The organism is Ottowia sp., from assembly GCF_035325765.1.
Lineage (GTDB): Bacteria > Pseudomonadota > Gammaproteobacteria > Burkholderiales > Burkholderiaceae_C > Ottowia.
Genome location: NZ_DAOKZG010000057.1, coordinates 1 through 16846, shown reverse-complemented (window position 1 = coordinate 16846; position 16846 = coordinate 1). Strand labels below are relative to the sequence as shown.

Below are 16846 nucleotides of genomic sequence, written 5' to 3'. Positions count from 1 at the left end.
CCATCGCCGCGCCCGGCGCCAGCTTCATCCAGGCCTTCAGCAAGATCGGCCTGGTGCCCGACAGTGGCGGCACCTGGCTGCTGCCGCAGCGCGTCGGCCTGGCGCGTGCCATGGCGCTGTGCCTGACCGGCGACAAGCTGGCCGCGCAGGACGCCAAGGCCATGGGCATGATCTGGGACGTGGCCGACGACGCCCTGGCGGCCGCCCGGGCCATGGCGCAGCGCCTGGCCGCCATGCCGACGCAGGCACTGGTGGCGACGCGCCACCTGCTGCGCGGCGCGCACACGCACACGCTGGACGAGCAGCTCGACATCGAGCGCGACGTGCAGTCTCGGCTGGGCTTCACGCACGACTACATCGAGGGCGTGACCGCCTTCCTGCAGAAGCGCGCGCCGGCGTTCAGGGGCGAATGACGGTGCCGGACACAGCTGCCGCCCACGAGCTGGCGCGCCGCGTGGGCGCTGCCATGTTTGCCGCCGACCGCGCCTCGCGCGTAACCATGGGCATGGAGCTGCTCGCCTGCGAGCCGGGTCGCGCCGTGATGCGCATGACGGTGCGGCCCGAGCACCTGAACGGCCACCAGATCTGCCACGGCGGCTTCATCTTCACGTTGGCCGACTCCACCTTTGCCTTTGCCTGCAACAGCCGCAACCACAACACGGTGGCGGCCGGCTGCAGCATCGAGTTCCTGCGGCCGGCGCATGCCGGCGACGTGCTGACCTGCGAGGGCGTCGAGCAGGTGCAGAGCGGACGGCACGGCATCTACGACATGCGGGTCGCGAACCAGCACGGCCACGTGGTGGCGCTGTTTCGTGGCAAGAGCGCGCAGATCCGGGGCCACGTGATCGAAGGCGAACACCAGAACCAGGAGACGGGTGCATGAACACCACCAGCAAGACGTTCCCCCTCGAGCCGATCGAGAAGGCCAGCATCGACGAGCTGCGCGCGCTGCAGCTCAAGCGCCTGCAGGCGACACTGGCGCACGTGTATGCGCATTCACCCGTGTACAGGGCCAAGTTCGACCAGGCGGGCGTGCACCCGGATGACTGCCGTGCGCTGGAGGACCTGCGCAAGTTCCCGTTCACCACCAAGCACGACCTGCGCGACAACTACCCGTTCGGCATGTTTGCCGTGCCACGCGAGCGCATCGTGCGCATCCACGCCAGCAGCGGCACCACCGGCAAGCCGACGGTGGTCGGCTACACGAGGAAGGACATCGACACCTGGGCCGACGTGGTGGCGCGGTCCTTCCGCGCCAGTGGGGCGCGCCCGGGCGACATGCTGCACCAGAGCTACGGCTATGGCCTGTTCACCGGCGGCCTGGGGGCGCACTACGGCGCCGAGAAACTGGGCCTGGCGGTGGTGCCGTTCGGCGGCGGACAGACCGAAAAGCAGATCCAGCTCATCCTGGACTTCAAGCCCGACATCATCACCGTCACGCCCAGCTACATGCTGGCGATCGCCGAGCAGATCGAGCACATGGGGCTGGATCCGCGCGAGCTGAGCCTGCGCGTCGGCATCTTCGGCGCCGAGCCCTGGACCAACGAGATGCGCCACGCGATCGAGCAGCGCATGGGCATCGATGCGGTCGACATCTACGGCCTGTCGGAGGTGATGGGCCCGGGCGTGGCCAACGAGTGCATCGAGACCAAGGACGGCCCGACCATCTGGGAAGACCATTTCTACCCCGAGATCATCAATCCCGAGACCGGCGAGGTGCTGCCCGACGGCGAGGAGGGCGAACTGGTGTTCACCAGCCTGACCAAGGAGGCGCTGCCGATCATCCGCTACCGCACGCGCGACCTCACGCGCCTGCTGCCCGGCACGGCGCGCACCATGCGGCGCATGCAGAAGATCACCGGCCGCACCGACGACATGATGATCGTGCGCGGCGTCAACGTGTTCCCGACGCAGATCGAGGAGCTGATCCTCAAGCGCGTCGAACTCTCGCCCAACTACCAGTGCGTGCTCACGCGCGAAGGCCCGATGGACTGCCTGAAGGTCGCCGTCGAGGTGGCGCCGGGGCTGGACCCGCTGAACATCGACGCGCGCGCCGCGGCCAAGCTGCTCGAGCACGAGATCAAGATCTACATCGGCAGCACGGTCGAGGTCGAGCTCAAGGCCGAGGGCGGCATCGAGCGCAGCGTGGGCAAGGCGCGGCGGGTGATCGACTTGCGCAAGAAGTGACGCTCCCCCTGAGGCGCTGACGCGCCATCCCCCTGAGGGGGACGCACCCAGTGGCCAGGGAGGTCACGGGTGCCCCGATTGGCCTGCTGCGCGGCCTCTGGAGCGGTGCCGTTTCATACCTCGCGGCGCACTTTCGCACCTGCCGGGGACCCAACCTGGAGGCATGGGAAGCCATTGGCGACGGACGCTGCCGCTGGCCTGCTCCGCGAGCTTGTTCGCAGCCTATGGGTCAGATCACGAGGCCTCTTTCGTCTTCGAGGCGAATGACATTCGCCATCGCAAGGCCGGTGCGCATGAGGCGCTGGCGCACCGTCAATGCTGCTCGATGGTTTCCACCATCAGGTCCATCCAGGTGTCGGCATCCTGGGTCAGCCGGATGCGCACGGGCAGGTATTGGAGCGAGGGCGCATACCAGATCTCGGCCGTGATGGGGCCGCGCGGATTGGCCAGGGGCCGTGGCTTGAAGTGCCAGGCCGAGACAGCGCCCAGGCGCGGCAGGTGCAGCGTCTCCTCGCCGACCACGTCGTAGGTCCATTCGTCGACGCCGCCGGGGCGCGCCAGCCACAGCTCGACCTGGGTGCCGGCGGCCAGCGGCAGCGCACCGCTGGCCAGGCGATGGCTGAGTTCGACGAACTGGCTGGCGGCGTCCTGCACGCCGTCCGGGCGCGGCACGCGCTGGCCCTTGTCCAGGCGCACGCTGTCCGTGCCCAGGCGCACGCCGCGTCGGCGCTGGCGCACCTGCTCCTCGTAGACCTCGGGCGCCAGGCCGCGCGCGGTGATCGCGCCCTGGCTGGTGAAGCGCGAGGACAGCAGCAGGCCGACGTCGAGCTGCACCACCGCCTGGTAGCGCGCGCCCTCGCGCTGCCACAGTACCTCGGCCTTGCCGTGCAGCTCGCCGCGGTAGTTGCCGCCCAGCCGATAGGCCAGGCGCGTGTCGGGTGGCCAGGCGTCGAGGGGGTCGGGAGCGGGAGCGTCCGGCGCGTTGTCTGCCCCGTCCTGCGCGGCAGCGGTCTCGCCCGGCAGCCCTGGCTCGGTGGGCGCCTCGGTCACGGGATCGGTCTCGGGCACACTGGCCGCGGGTGCCTCGACCGGGTCTACAGGGGCCGCTGCCACGCCGGGCGCACTGCTGGCCGCATCGGTCGGTTCGCTGCCGGATCGCGGGATGGTCTTGCGGGCTGCCGGCTTGCGCGCCGGCGCGATGCGGGCCGAGGGACGTGCTGGCGTTGCGGTGGGCGGGGCCGGCGTGCTCGCCACCACCGGGGCCGGCGCCTGGACCGTGATGGTTCGGGTGTAGAGCGGCGCCGTGACCTGGACCAGCAGGCTGGGCGGGCGCAGCAGGCTGGCAAGCAGCGTCAGCACCAGCCCGTGCGCCAGCGCCACCGCGAGCAGGCTCAGCCACAGGGCGCGGCGATCACGCCGCACCACGCGGCCGGTGCCCGGTGGCGTGCGCTTCATGTCCTTTTGCGCTGAGGAAGATGACCCATGACCGACTCGTCATTGAAGCGCAGCGAGGTCATCTTGTTCCTGTGAAGACGGGTCCGTATCCGCTTTCCATCGCGTGGCGCCTGCCTCGCCACCCATGAAACGACGCGCCTCCGACGGCCGTGCAGCAGGCCGGTCACGGGCACCCGTGACCGGGGCCTCCCTGGCCACTGGGTGCGTCCCCCTCTGGGGACCGAGTTCCGCAGGTCAAGGCCTGCCTGCGCAGGTCTGGACGGCGCGAAGAGCCGCCGCCTCTGGTGGCGCGCGCGTAGCGCGCAGCGCCATGGGAGATCTTTCATCTCAGCCGCCAGGCCACGGTGAAGCGCTGGCGGCTTCCTTGCGCGGCGCCAGCCGCCAGGTGGTGCCGGGCTCGGGCAGGGTGAGCGGCAGGCGCAGCAGGCGCTGGTCGCGCGCGACCAGCGCGATCACCGTGCGCGCCGGACCGGCATACAGTGGAATGTCGTCGAGCCGGGTGAGCCGCCAGGCCGTCTCGACGCCCGCGCGCGCGCGCACGCCGGTCGGCGCGGTGGCGGGCACCTCCAGGCCCAGCCATTCGTCGCCGGCGGCCAGCCCGGCGGCGGCGGCCGGGCTGCCATCGAGCACCACCTTGAGCCGGATGCCGCGGTCTTCTTCCACGCGCAGGCCGAGCGCCTGCGCCAGCGGCGAGGGATCGCGCGCGACCTCGATGCCGTGCGCTGCGAGCAGGGGCTCGAGCGGCAGTTCGCCGGTGCCGTGCACCCAGTCGGCCAGCTCGCGCGCGAACGAGCGGCCACCCAGTTCGGCCAGTACGGCAGCGATGTCGGCTTCCGTGAGGGGGCCGCCGGCGCAGCGCTGCCACAGCGCCCGCATCACGTCGTCGAGCGTGGCGCGGCCCTCGCTGCGCAGCGTCAGGTCCAGGCACAGCGCCACCAGCGCGCCCTTGGCGTAGTAGCTGATGGTGCTGTTGGGCGTGTTGGCGTCGGGCCGGTAGAAGCGCACCCAGGCGTCGAAGCTGGCCTGCGCCACCGATTGCATGTGCCGCCCTGGCGCCTGCAGCACCTGGTTGGTGGTGCGGGTGAGGAGCTTGAGGTAGGCAGCGTCGTCGATCAGCCCGGCGCGGCGCAGCAGCAGGTCGTCGTAGTAGCTGGTCAGGCCCTCGAAGAACCACAGCAGGCGGGTGTAGTTCTCGCGCGCGTAGTCGTAGGGCGCGAACTCGGCGGGCTTCAGGCGCTTGACGTTCCAGGCGTGGAAGTACTCGTGACTGATCAGGCCCAGCAGGGAGACATAGCCCTCGGGCGGGGGCGCCGCGGCCGGCGCGTCGAGGCGCGGCAGGTCGCCGCGCTTGCAGATCAGTGCCGTGCTGGCGCGGTGCTCCAGCCCGCCGTAGCCGTCACCCACCGCGTTGAGCAGGAACACATAGTGGTCGAACGGCGGCGCGCCATCCCCGTGCCAGAAGCGGATGGCGGTGCTGCAGATGCGCTCGGCATCGTGCAACAGGCGCGCACCGTCGAACGACGCCGGCGCGCCGGCGACGATGAAGCGGTGCGGCACGCCACCGGCTTCGAACTCGCCGCTCCAGAAGGCCCCCATCTCGACCGGATGGTCGACCAGTTCGTCGTAGTCGGCCGCACGGTAGTCGCCAAAGCCGTGCGCGTCGACGCGCACCGGCGTCATGGCGGTGGCAAGCTGCCAGCCCGCGGCCGCCGCGCGCGGCCGGCGCACGCTGAGCGCGTGCGCGCCGGCCTCCTGGCCGTGCACGCGCAGCAGCAGGCTGGTGCCGTTGAAGAAGCCGCGCTCGGCGTCCAGCCACGCGGTGCGCACCGAAGCGTCGAGGGCATGGATCCGGTAGCGCAGCGTGAGCGGTCGCCGCGGGTCGGCGGCGATGGCCCAGCTGCACTTGTCGAGCTGCTCGACGCTGCAGGCCGTGTTGCCCTGGCACGCGGCCAGGCCGTTCAGGTGGCGCGCGAACTCGCGCACCAGGTAGCTGCCCGGGATCCACACCGGCAACGACACGACCTGGCGCGCCGCGGGTCGGCGGATGGTGAGCTCGACCGCGAAGTGGTGCTCATGCGGGTTGGCGACGGCGACGCGGTAGTGGACCGGGGCGGATGCGGGCATGGACGAGCGGCGCGCGTTCAGGGTACGAGCATCTGCGCGATCTGCTGCGCGTTGATCGCGCCCGGGACACGCCGGCCGTCGGTGAAGACCAGGGTCGGCGTGCCGGTGATGTTGTGCTTGCGCGCGAAGGCCAGGTTGGCGTCGAGCGCGGCCGTGTCGCAGGCAGGCCCGCTCGGCGGCGCCACGTCGCGCAACATCCAGTCGTCCCAGGCCTTGCCCCGGTCCGCGCTGCACCAGATGCGGCGCGACTTCTCGGTCGAATCGGGTCCGAGGATCGGGATCAGGAAGGTGTGGATGGTGATGTTGTCGATCTTTTCCAGGTCGCGCTCGAAGCGCTTGCAGTAGGGGCAGTTGGGGTCCTCGAACACGGCCAGCTTGCGCGTGCCGTCGCCGCGGACGATGGTGAAGGCGTGCTCGAGCCGCAGGTCCTTGAAGTCGATCGCGGTCAGCTTCTCGATGCGTTCCTCGGTCAGGTTCCTGCGCTCGCGCGTATCCAGCAGCGTGCCCTGGATCAGGTAGTTGCCCTCGGCGTCGCTGTAGAGCAGATCGTTGCCGATGCGCACCTCGTACAGGCCGGGCATCGGCGTCGCGCGGACCTCGTCGATCTGGGTCAGTGCCGGCACGCGCTCGGCCAGGTTCTTGCGGATGGCGGTTTCGCCGCCGTCGCCCTGCGCCGGGCTGCAGCCCAGGATCGACAGGGCCGCCAACAGGAGTGCCAGGACGCGGGGCAACAGGACGGGCATGGGCATGGATGGGCTTCTTCAGATGGACGGACGGGCGGCGTGGCCGCCGGTTGGAGACTGGTGGGCGTCAGGCGGTTCCCATCGCCAGCCGGGCCACGCGCGACTTGATCGGCCCGCAGCGGTCGAACAGGGCCATGCCCCAGTTGCGCAACGCTCCGGCCAGGGGTGCCGGATGGCCGAACAGCAGCTGCAGGTTGTCGGTGGCCAGCTTCATGCGCAGCCACTCACCGCGTCGCGCGCGCTCGTAGCGCCGCAGCAGTCGCAGGTCGGACAGCGGGCGCCAGCGCTCGCGCGTGGCCAGCACGCGTGCCAGTTCGGCCGCGTCGCCCAGGCCAACATTCAGGCCCTGGCCGGCCAGCGGGTGCATGGCGTGCGCGGCATCACCGGCCAGCGCGAAGCTTTCGCCAGCACGCCCGGGCACGCGGCCAACCCAGGGCGTGGCCTGTGCCATGACCAGCGGCCAGCTCGCACGCGCACCCTGGATCTGCAGGGCGCCCAGGCAGGCGCCGCTCGTCTGGTGCAGCGCGGCCGCCAGCGCTGCGTCGTTCCAGCCGGCGATTTCGGCCGCGCGCTCGCTGGCCACCGACCACACGACCGCAACCTCGTGGCCGGTGGGCCCGCCCAGTGGCAGGAAGGCCAGGATCTCGCCCTCCGGCGTGAACCACTGGCGTGCCACCTGCTGGTGCGGTCGCTCGCATTCCAGTCGCGTCGCCACGGCCTGCTGCGGGTAGGACGTGGCCTGCCACGCGACGCCCAGCTCGGCGCGCGTGCGGCTGGCGCGGCCTTCGCACACCACCGTCAGCGGTGCCGGCACGGGCTCGTCCAGCCGTTCGATTGCGCCCTGGTAGCGCACCGCCTCCGCCAGCTGTGCTTCCAGGGCGGGCACGTCGACGATCCAGTTGAGGGCCGGCACGCCCTGCTCGGCGGCGCTGAAACGCACGGCACCGTGGCGATCCGCCTGCACCTGCATCGCCAGCACCGCGGTGGTGGCCGTGCCGGCAGGCCAGCCGCGCACGCGCTCGAGCAGGACCTGGTTGGCCGGGTTCACAGCGTAGGCACGCACGTCTGGCGAGGCATCTGCGCGCCGCGGCGGATCCACCAGCGCCACGCGCAGGCGCTCGCGCGCCAGCAGCAGTGCCAGTGTGCGGCCGACGATGCCGGCGCCTCGGATGCAGATGTCGTATCCAGCCCCCATGCGGGCATTGTAGGAGGGCCGCGCACGTCGGCGGGTGCAGGCGGCGTGCACCGACGCGCCCAACGACAATAGGGCGTTTTCGATCTCCAGGCCTGCTTTCCATGTCAGCTCCCGAACCCGACGTGCGCGCCCGCGTGGCGCGGCTGTTTGTCTATCCGGTCAAGTCCTGCGCCGGGGTCGAATTGCGCGAGGCCCTGCTGGCCGAGACCGGGCTCGACCTGGATCGAAGCTGGATGGTGGTCGATGCCCAGGGCGAGTTGCTGACCCAGCGCGAATGGCCGCGCCTGGCGCTGGTGCAGCCGCAGATCAGGACCAGCGCGGTGGTGTTGCGTGCGCCCGGCATGCTGGCGCTGCACCTGTCGATCGACGAGGTCGAACGCCCGACCCGGGTGCGCGTCTGGAACGACGTCGTCGATGCCTGGGACATGGGCGACCTGGCGGGCCAGTGGTTCAGCGATTTCCTCGGTGCGCCCGGCCTGCGCCTGGCACGCTTTGATCCGCAGGTGCGGCGCCTCTCCGACCTGGCCTGGACCGGCGGCGTCGAGGCGCCCAACCAGTTTGCCGACGGCTATCCCTTCCTGCTCATCGGCGAGGCCTCGCTGGCCGGCCTGAACGCGCGCCTGGAGGCCGCCGGCCATGCACCGGTCGGCATCGAGCGGCTGCGGCCCAACGTGCTGCTGGCGGGTCTGGAGGCGCACGACGAGGACCGGCTGCGCGAGCTGCGCATCGCCACGCGCGAGGGCGAGGTGCTGTTGCGTCCCGTCAAGCCCTGCGTGCGCTGCCCGATTCCCAACATCGACCCGGCGACGGGGCAAAGCAGCCCCGAGGTGCTGGACACGCTGGCCCGGTACCGCGCCAGTCCGCGCATGGGCGGCGGCCTGACCTTCGGCATGAACGCCATCATCGGCGGTGGTGTGGGCCACACGCTGCGCGTGGGTGACGTGGTGGCCGCAGACTGGCGCTTCGATTGACGTGAACCGGCCGGCCATGACCTTGCGCGTCTTCTCCCACACCTGCTCCAACACCGAGATCGTCTGTGCGCTCGGCTGCGCCGAGACTCTGGTCGGAGTCGACGCCGATTCCGACTTCCCGCCCGAGGTGGTGGCGCGCCTGCCGCGCGCCGGTCGCGACCTGGACCTGGACATCGAGGCGGTGCTGCGCCTGGCGCCGGACCTGGTGCTGAGCTCGCTCACCGTGCCGGGGCACGAGCGCGTGGTCGAGGCGCTGGAGCAGGCCGGCCTGCGCGTGCTGGTGTGCGACCCGGTGACCCTGCAGGACATCTACCAGGATATCCGGCGCATCGCAGCCGCACTCGATGTGGCGGCCCGCGGCGACGCGCTGGTGGCGCAGATGGACGCCGCCATGCCGTCGGTCCCGGTGATGGGCGAGCGCCCGGCGGTGATGGTCGAGTGGTGGCCCAAGCCCGTGATCGCGGCGGCACGCCATTCCTGGGTCAACGACCTGATCCGGCGCGCCGGCGGCCGCAACCCCTGGGATGTGCTGGACGCCAGGAGCGTGCCGCAGGAGAGCGTCGACGCCGCGGCCATGCGGCCCGACGTGGTGGTCATGAGCTGGTGCGGCGTCAAGGAGGAGAACTACCGCGCCGACGTCGTGCGCCAGCGCCCCGGCTGGGCCGGGGTGCCGGCCGTGGTCCAGGACCGCATCCATGCCGTGAGCGAGGCCTTCCTCGGCCGTCCGGGCCCGCGCCTGGTCGAGGGCTACCGGCGTCTGCGCGCGGCGATCGCCGCTGCCAGCTGATCGCATTGCTTCATAAAATATAGCAAGTTGACCCGTTTCAGCGGGGCTCCCAGGTCCTTCGGACGGGCCCTCGAGGGTCGAGCCTCGCTAGAATCGCGGTTTCCCCCGAATCTTCCCGAGACGCCACCATGAGCCTGCAATGCGGCATCGTGGGCCTGCCCAACGTCGGCAAGTCGACGCTGTTCAACGCCCTGACCAAGGCCGGCATCGCCGCCGAGAACTATCCCTTCTGCACCATCGAGCCCAACACCGGCGTGGTCGAGGTGCCCGATCCGCGGCTGGCCGAGCTGGCCGCGATCGTGAAGCCCGAACGCGTGGTGCCGGCGATCGTCGAATTCGTCGACATTGCGGGCCTGGTGGCCGGTGCCAGCAAGGGCGAGGGCCTGGGCAACCAGTTCCTGGCGCACATCCGCGAGACCGACGCCATCGTCAATGTCGTGCGCTGCTTCGAGGACGAGAACGTGACCCACGTGGCCGGTCGGATCGACCCGGTGGCCGACATCGAGGTGATCCAGACCGAGCTCTGCCTGGCCGACCTGGCGACGGTCGAGAAGGCCCAGCAGCGCTACGCCAAGGCGGCCAAGAGCGGCAACGACAAGGAAGCTGCCGCCATGCTCAAGTTGCTGGAGCCGGTGCAGGCGGCGCTGAACGAGGCGCGTCCGGTGCGCACCCTGCAGCTGTCGAACGAGGAGCAATTGCTGCTCAGGCCGCTGTGCCTGATCACTGCCAAGCCGGCCATGTTCGTCGGCAACGTGGCCGAGGACGGCTTCGAGGACAACCCCCTGCTGCAGCGCCTGCAGGACTACGCGGCCAGCCAGGACGCGCCGGTGGTCGCCATCTGCGCCAAGCTCGAGGCCGACATGGCCGACATGAGCGACGAGGACAAGGCGCTGTTCCTGGAGGAGATGGGGCAGAGCGAACCGGGCCTGAACCGCCTGATCCGTGCCGCCTACAAGCTGCTCGGCCTGCAGACCTACTTCACCGCCGGCGTCAAGGAAGTGCGCGCCTGGACCATCCGCGTCGGCGACACCGCGCCCAGGGCCGCGGGCGTGATCCACGGCGACTTCGAACGCGGCTTCATCCGCGCCCAGACCATTGCCTTCGAGGACTTCATCCAGTACCGCGGCGAGCAGGGCGCCAAGGAGGCCGGCAAGATGCGCGCCGAGGGCAAGGACTACGTGGTGCGCGACGGCGACGTGATGAACTTCCTGTTCAACGTCTGAACGGATTGGGCGCGGCCATGAGCGATGCGGCGCTCTCCCTGGTCGAGGCGCTGCTTGCCCGCCTCTCCGGCGCCGATCCGGCCTGCATCGAAACCCACGCCTCCTGGGTGCTGCTGGCCGGCGACGAGGCCTGGAAGATCAAGAAGCCGGTCAAGCTCGACTTCCTGGACTTCAGTACGCTGGAAAGACGCCGTGCGGCTTGCGAGGAGGAGCTGCGCATCAACCGACGCACGGCGCCGCAGCTCTACCTGGGCGTGGTGCCGATCACGGGCACGCGGCAGGCGCCGCGCCTGGGCGGGGATGGACCGGCGATCGAATATGCCGTGCACATGCGGCGCTTCGACCGGGACGCCGAAGGCACGCGGCTGGCTCAGCGCGGGCTGCTGACGGCGGCGCACATCGACACCCTGGCGCGCCAGGTGGCGGCGCTGCACGAGGCGGCCGAGCGGGCATTGCCGGACGGGCCTTATGGCGAGCCGGGCGCCATCGCGCGGCTGGCGGAAGACAATTTCGCGCCGCTCGAGACCCTGCTGGCCGGCACCGACGCCGCCCCCGGGCTGGCCGAACTGCGGCGCTGGACGCGGGCCGAGACCGAGCGCCTTGCGCCGTTCATGCAGGCACGCCGGGTTGGCGGCCGGGTGCGCGAGTGCCATGGCGACCTGCACCTGGGCAACATCGTCTGGCTGGAGGGCGAGGCGGTGCTGTTCGATGCGCTCGAGTTCGACCCTCAGTTGCGCTGGATCGACACCCTGGCCGACGTCGCCTTCGTCTTCATGGACCTGCACCAGCATGGCCAGCCCGGACTGGCCTGGCGCTTCCTCAACCTCTATCTGGACCTGACGGGCGATCACGCGGGGCTGGCGCTGCTGTCGTACTACGCCGCCTACCGCGCCCTGGTGCGCGCCAAGGTGGCGGCCCTGCGCGTGCAGGCCGCGGGCGATGTGCACTGGCAGGGCGTGCGGCGTTACCTGGGGCTGGCTCTCGATCTCAGCCGGCCGCGCGCGCTCTCTCTCTACATCGCCAGCGGCGTCTCGGGTTCGGGCAAGAGCAGCCAGAGCCAGCCGCTCATCGAGCAGCGCGGCATCGTGCGGCTGCGCGCCGACGTCGAGCGCAAGCGCCTCTACGGCCTGGCGCCCGAGCAGTCCAGCGCGTGCGTGCCGGGTGGCATCTACACGCGCGAGGCCAGCGCGCGCACCTATGGCGAACTGCTGGCGCGCGCGCGCTGCGTGCTGGAGGCGGGCCATGCGGTGCTGGCCGACGCCACCTTCCTGCGCCGCGCGCATCGCGCCGAGTTCATCGCGCTGGCGGACGCGCTCGGCGTGCCCTGCCGCATCCTGGCCTTCGATGCACCCGAGGCCGTGCTGCGCGAGCGCGTGGCGCGGCGCAAGGTGGTGGGCGGCGATGCCTCGGAGGCCGATGTCGCCGTGCTCGAGCACCAGCTCGCCGAGCGCGAACCCTTTGCGGCCGACGAGCAGCCGCTGATCACGCGCGTGGATACGAGCGCTCCGGTGGATTGGGCGAGCGTGCTGCCCGAGTGTGGTTCGGGCAACGCCGCCTGATCGCGGATTGAACATCGATACGCAGAGGACGCCGAGATCGCGCAGGAGACGCGAAAGCCAATCTTCTGTTTCTTTTGGGCCCTCTGCGTATCCTTCGCGTCCTCTGCGTATCGATGTTGGAAGTCAGCTGGACGGCTCGCGTGCCAGCAGCGCCTGGCTGCGCGCCACGCCCCAGCGGTAGCCGCCGGCCTGACCGTCGCTGCGCACGACGCGGTGGCAGGGGGTGGCGACCGCGATCGGGTTGCTGGCACAGGCGCGTGCGACGAGCTCGGTCGGGGTGGTGCCCGGCTTCATGTATCCACTGCATGGCGTTCGGGCGCGGCGCGCCATCCGTTTCCTGCGCCTGTGACAGTGCCCTCATCGGCCGCCGCGGGCTTTGGCTATGCTGCGGTCCCGTGGCTGCATTTCGACCTGTTTCCACGGCGCGTCCTGCTCCATCGGGCCAGCCCGGCGCGCGGCCCGTGACGACCCGCGCACACGGCGTGCGCTGGAGTCGGCCCGTGCTGGCGCTGCTGGCCGGGGTGCTGAGCGTGCCCGGCTGGGCGCCCCACGGCCAGTGGTGGCTGGCGCTGCTCGCCTACGGTGCGCTGTTCGTGCTGCTGGCGGACTGCCGCTCGCGTCGCGGCGCCGCCGTCGTGGGCCTGGCGTTCGGCCTGGGCCTGCATGGCGTGGGCAGCAGCTGGGTGTTCGAGGCGATGCGGCTGCGCGCGCAGGCCAGCCTGGCACTGGCGGGGCTGGGCACGGCAGTCTTCGTCGGCTACCTGGCACTGTTCACGGCAGCCGCCGGCGCACTGTTCCATGCGCTCGTGCTGCCACGTCGCCCGAGGGGAATGCCGGTGAGCGCGCCGCGCTGGGTGCAGCTCGTGGCCTTTGCTGCCGCGCTGACGCTGGGGGAACACCTGCGCAGCCTGCCCTTCAACGGCTACACGGCGCTGTCGCTTGGCTACGTCTTCGTGGACACGCCGGCCCGGCTCCTGCTCCCGGTTGGCGGCGTCTATCTGGCCAGCCTCGCGGGTTACGCGGCGGCCGCCCTGCTCGGGGCCAGCGCGCTGGCCGGGTGGCGCGGGCAGGGGTCGCGCGCGGTGGGCACTCCGCTGCTCGCCATGCTGGCCCTGGGTGCCATCGTGCTGCTGGCGCCGCCGCCCGTCTGGGTACAGCCGCACGGCGATCCGCTCTCGTTCCGGCTGCTGCAGGGCAACGTGAGACAGGTCGACAAGTTCCGCCCCGAGAACGTGCAACGCCAGGTCAGCGACTACGTGCAGACCATCACGGCCGAGCGTGCCGATCTGGTGGTGACGCCCGAGACGGCGTTCCCGGTGTTCCTGAACCGGTTGCCGGTCGGCGTGCTGGAGCGCCTGCGCCGATTTGCCGACGACACGGGCAGCCATGTGTTCCTCGGCATCGGCACGCTGGCCAGCAACGGCGTCGGTCGCAATTCGGTGCTTGGCATCGCGCCGTTCTCGGGCTCGCTGCAGCGCTACGACAAGATCCGCCTGATGCCGTTTGGCGAATACACGCCGGCGGGCTTGTCCTGGTTCAGCGCGCGGCTGGTGATCCCGATGAGTGACCTGGCGCCGGGCGTGTCCAGTCCCAGCCCGTTCGAGCTGCGCATCGCCGACGCCGCTGCTGGGCCGGTGACCCGGGTCGGTGCCTTGATCTGCCACGAGGACCTGCTGGGCAGCGAACTGGCGCACTGGCTGCCACAGACCCACGTGTTGCTGAACCCGAGCAACCTGGCCTGGTTCGAGGGCACGCAGGCGTTGGCGCAGCGCCTGCAGGTGACGCAGGCGCGCGCGCTGGAGGCCGGGCGTCCGGTGCTGCGCGTGGCCAACACTGGCGTGTCGGCCCACATCGACCATCTGGGCCGTGTGCGTGAGTTCGCCGCCGAAGGCGTCACCGGCGTGGTGAGTGGCCGGGTGCAGGGCATGCAGGGCAGCACGCCGTATGCGCGCTGGGGCGACGGCCTGGTGGCGGTGCTGGTCGGCCTGGCCCTGGTGCTGGCCGCCTGGGGCGCGCGGCGCCGGCCGGGGTAGCGCGGCGGCTCAGGCGCGCGCGGTGGGGGCGCTGCGGTAGGCCACGGGCGTCTCGGGCACCGGATAGCCGGCGCTGCCGAAGGTCTGCACGATCGCCTGGTGGGTGTCGAAATAGACCTGCCAGTAGTGGCTGGTGTGGGTGTACGGGCGCACACACAGCTTGGGGCCCTCGGGTGTGAATTCGAGGATCTCGATGTCCGGTGTCGGCTCCGCGACGACGTTGGGGATGGCGGCGATGGCGGGGCGCAGGCGCGCGATGGCGTCGCGCGGGTCGACGCTGTTGGCGATCTTGGCCACGCAGTCGACGCGGCGCACCGGCAGCGCGCTGTAGTTCTGGATGTTGTCGCCGAAGATCTTGCCGTTGCCGACCACGGTCATCACGTTGTCGGGCGTCACCAGGGAGGTGGCGAACAGGCCGAGCTCCGAGACCGTGCCTTCGACGCCGCCGGCGCTGATGTAGTCCCCTACCTTGTAGGGTCGCAGCACCTGCATGAACACGCCGGCCGCGAAGTTGCCGAGCATGCCGCTCCAGGCGGCGCCGATGGCCAGGCCGGCGCCGGCGAGCAGGGCGGCAAACGATGTGGTCTTGACGCCGAACACGTCCAGGATCGCCAGGATCAGGATGATGTTGAGCAGTACCGACGTGATCGACTTCAGGTAGTTGGCCAGCGTCGAGTCGATCCTGCTGCCACGCTCGAGCACCTTGCCCATCAGGCCGACAGCCAGCGCGATCAGCCAGCGGCCGACGATCCAGGCCGCGATGGCGGTGACCAGCTTGATGCCGAAGTCCGCCCCCTGGGTGGTGATGAATTGCCAGATGTCCTGTGTGTTCATGGGTGAACCTCGAAAAATGGGAAACCTGCAATATGCGACCTGGGACGCGGCGTGGGCCGGGTTTCGGGGCCGGCCCGCGGCATTCGGCGCGGAGAACGTGGAATTTGTGGTTCGGGCATGGCGTTGTCGCCACAGAGTCGCGATCGCAGGTGATACCCTTCCGGCATCTTGACGTCCCAGGCCTCCTCCCTCAGCGAAGTCAACCTGTCCGAGCAGGACGGGGTGCGCCACCTGCACCTGGGCACGGTGTGGGTGCAGGGTTCGATGCGCATCCGCAAGCCCTACGACATCGAGCTCGAGTACGTGCAGCGCATGATGGCCTGGCTGTTGTTCGTGCCACCCGACTGGGTCGCCGGCCGCCACGCCATGCAGCTCGGCCTGGGCGCCGGGGCGATCACCAAGTTCTGCCTGCGGCGCCTGGACATGACCTGCACCGCGATCGAGATCAATCCGCGCGTGGCGGATGTCTGCCACGCCTGGTTCCGCCTGCCGAGCCCGGGCGAGCGGCTGCGCGTCGTGATCGCCAATGCGGCCGAGGAGATCCGCAAGCCCGAATGGCAGGGCACGGTGGATGCGCTGGCGGTGGACCTCTACGACGCCCAGGCAGCCGCGCCGGTGCTGGATTCGGTGGGGTTCTACGCCGACTGCCGGCGCCTGCTGAGCGAGGAGGGCTGCATGACGGTGAACCTGTTCGGGCGCTCCAACAGCTATGGGCGCAACCTGGCGCACATCGTGGCCGCCTTTGGCGCGCGCGCCGTCTGGGCCTTCAAGCCGACGCGCGAGGGCAACACCGTGGTGCTGGCGCAGCGCAGCGTGTGCCGGCCCAGGCGCGAGGAACTGCAGGCACGCGCCGAGGCCATCGAGGCACGCTGGGGCCTGCCGGCCAGCCAGTGGCTGCGCGTCTTCAAGCCGATCGAGAAATGAAGCGCAGCTCTCGCCCTGCTCCCCTGGCTTCGGCTGGTGGCTCCACCCACGGACCGCTGCAGTGGCAGCAACTGGTCGCGTGGCTGCGCGAGGACGGCGTGATCACGGAGCGCGAGGCCGACCGCACGATTGCGCGCTGCTCGCACGCCGAAAGCGCCTTGCCCGCGCTGCTGCGTCTGGCGACCGTGGGCGTGGCGCGCGCCAGCGACGGCGCCGCGCTGGATGCGGAAGACCTGACGCACTTCCTGGCGCGGCGCGCCGGGCTCGACTACCTGCGCATCGACCCGCTGCGCCTGGACGCCGGCAAGGTCGCCGACAGCATGAGCGCGGCCTACGCCGAGCGCCATGGCATCCTGCCGGTGCAGGTCACGCCGGCCGAAGTGGTGGTGGCCACGAGCGAGCCCTTCATCGACGACTGGGTGGCCGAGATCGAGCGCCAGGCCAAGCGGCCGGTGCGCCTGGTGGTGGCCAATCCGGCCGACATCAAGCGCTACACGGCCGAGTTCTTCGCCCTCGCGAAGTCGGTGCGCGCGGCGCAGAAGGCCGGCAGCGCCGGCGGCCCGGCCAGCTTCGAGCAGCTGGTCGAGCTGGGCAAGGCCGGGCGCCAGCTCGATGCCAACGACCAGGGCGTGATCCAGGTCGTCGACTGGCTGTGGCAGTACGCCTTTCAGCAGCGCGCCAGCGACATCCACCTGGAGCCGCGACGCGACCAGGGCGTGATCCGCTTTCGCATCGACGGCGTGCTGCACCCGGTCTACCAGGTGCCGGCCGGGGTCATGAACGCCATGACGGCGCGCATCAAGCTGCTGGG

15 protein-coding genes and 1 pseudogene are annotated in these 16846 nt (G+C 70.7%); 10 read left to right on the top strand and 6 right to left on the bottom strand.

Annotation, left to right across the window (positions count from 1 at the left end):
* The 3 genes from PKA16_RS14110 to paaK form a co-directional block, all read left to right on the top strand.
* A partial coding sequence (locus PKA16_RS14110) for an enoyl-CoA hydratase-related protein (RefSeq protein ID WP_324404160.1) occupies positions 1 to 413 on the top strand: 413 nt, incomplete at its 5' end.
* Positions 410 to 883 (top strand): hydroxyphenylacetyl-CoA thioesterase PaaI, encoded by a 474-nt coding sequence (gene paaI / locus PKA16_RS14105; RefSeq protein ID WP_324404157.1) that lies wholly within the window; start codon positions 410 to 412, stop codon positions 881 to 883. The genes PKA16_RS14110 and paaI, both read left to right, overlap by 4 nt.
* The gene (gene paaK / locus PKA16_RS14100) at positions 880 to 2187 is read left to right on the top strand and encodes a phenylacetate--CoA ligase PaaK (RefSeq protein ID WP_324404155.1); all 1308 of its coding nucleotides are present in this window, start codon (positions 880 to 882) and stop codon (positions 2185 to 2187) included. Before paaI ends, paaK begins: the two co-directional genes overlap by 4 nt.
* A 312-nt stretch (positions 2188 to 2499) precedes the next feature.
* Here the strand turns inward: paaK and PKA16_RS14095 are convergent, their stop codons facing one another.
* The 4 genes from PKA16_RS14095 to PKA16_RS14080 form a co-directional block, all read right to left on the bottom strand.
* Positions 2500 to 3642, bottom strand: coding sequence for a DUF3108 domain-containing protein (locus tag PKA16_RS14095; RefSeq protein WP_324404153.1), 1143 nt, complete (start codon positions 3640 to 3642; stop codon positions 2500 to 2502).
* Positions 3643 to 3969: 327 nt separating this feature from the next.
* Positions 3970 to 5766, bottom strand: coding sequence for a peptidase M61 (locus PKA16_RS14090; RefSeq protein WP_324404151.1), 1797 nt, complete (start codon positions 5764 to 5766; stop codon positions 3970 to 3972).
* A 17-nt stretch (positions 5767 to 5783) separates the two neighbouring features.
* A complete protein-coding gene (locus tag PKA16_RS14085) occupies positions 5784 to 6515 on the bottom strand; it encodes a DsbC family protein (protein WP_324404149.1) in 732 nt (243 codons plus the stop codon).
* 61 nt (positions 6516 to 6576) lie between these two features.
* Positions 6577 to 7704, bottom strand: coding sequence for an FAD-dependent monooxygenase (locus PKA16_RS14080; protein ID WP_324404147.1), 1128 nt, complete (start codon positions 7702 to 7704; stop codon positions 6577 to 6579).
* 101 nt (positions 7705 to 7805) lie between these two features.
* Here PKA16_RS14080 and PKA16_RS14075 point away from each other — a divergent pair, with 101 nt between their 5' ends.
* From PKA16_RS14075 to PKA16_RS14060, 4 genes are all read left to right on the top strand, one after another.
* The gene (locus PKA16_RS14075; RefSeq protein ID WP_324404145.1) at positions 7806 to 8675 is read left to right on the top strand and encodes an MOSC N-terminal beta barrel domain-containing protein; all 870 of its coding nucleotides are present in this window, start codon (positions 7806 to 7808) and stop codon (positions 8673 to 8675) included.
* Between the two features lie 16 nt (positions 8676 to 8691).
* On the top strand, positions 8692 to 9462 hold the full coding sequence (locus PKA16_RS14070) for a helical backbone metal receptor (RefSeq protein WP_324404143.1): 771 nt from the start codon (positions 8692 to 8694) through the stop codon (positions 9460 to 9462).
* A 128-nt stretch (positions 9463 to 9590) separates the two neighbouring features.
* Positions 9591 to 10685, top strand: coding sequence for a redox-regulated ATPase YchF (gene ychF, locus PKA16_RS14065; protein ID WP_324404142.1), 1095 nt, complete (start codon positions 9591 to 9593; stop codon positions 10683 to 10685).
* 17 nt (positions 10686 to 10702) lie between these two features.
* The gene (locus PKA16_RS14060; RefSeq protein ID WP_324404141.1) at positions 10703 to 12244 is read left to right on the top strand and encodes an AAA family ATPase; all 1542 of its coding nucleotides are present in this window, start codon (positions 10703 to 10705) and stop codon (positions 12242 to 12244) included.
* A 123-nt stretch (positions 12245 to 12367) separates the two neighbouring features.
* Here the strand turns inward: PKA16_RS14060 and PKA16_RS14055 are convergent.
* Positions 12368 to 12508: pseudogene (locus PKA16_RS14055) on the bottom strand (methylated-DNA--[protein]-cysteine S-methyltransferase); the annotation flags it as partial.
* Between the two features lie 197 nt (positions 12509 to 12705).
* Here PKA16_RS14055 and lnt point away from each other — a divergent pair.
* Complete coding sequence (gene lnt, locus PKA16_RS14050; RefSeq protein ID WP_324404138.1) at positions 12706 to 14277, top strand: apolipoprotein N-acyltransferase; 1572 nt, start codon at positions 12706 to 12708, stop codon at positions 14275 to 14277.
* A 9-nt stretch (positions 14278 to 14286) separates the two neighbouring features.
* Here lnt and PKA16_RS14045 read toward each other — a convergent pair whose 3' ends face one another.
* On the bottom strand, positions 14287 to 15111 hold the full coding sequence (locus PKA16_RS14045) for a mechanosensitive ion channel family protein (RefSeq protein ID WP_324404136.1): 825 nt from the start codon (positions 15109 to 15111) through the stop codon (positions 14287 to 14289).
* A gap of 168 nt (positions 15112 to 15279) precedes the next feature.
* On the opposite strand from PKA16_RS14045, the gene PKA16_RS14040 reads away from it, so the two are divergent.
* Together PKA16_RS14040 and PKA16_RS14035 are read left to right on the top strand one after the other, a co-directional pair.
* Positions 15280 to 16035 (top strand): spermidine synthase, encoded by a 756-nt coding sequence (locus PKA16_RS14040; protein WP_324404133.1) that lies wholly within the window; start codon positions 15280 to 15282, stop codon positions 16033 to 16035.
* A partial coding sequence (locus PKA16_RS14035) for an ATPase, T2SS/T4P/T4SS family (protein ID WP_324404131.1) occupies positions 16032 to 16846 on the top strand: 815 nt, incomplete at its 3' end. The genes PKA16_RS14040 and PKA16_RS14035, both read left to right, overlap by 4 nt.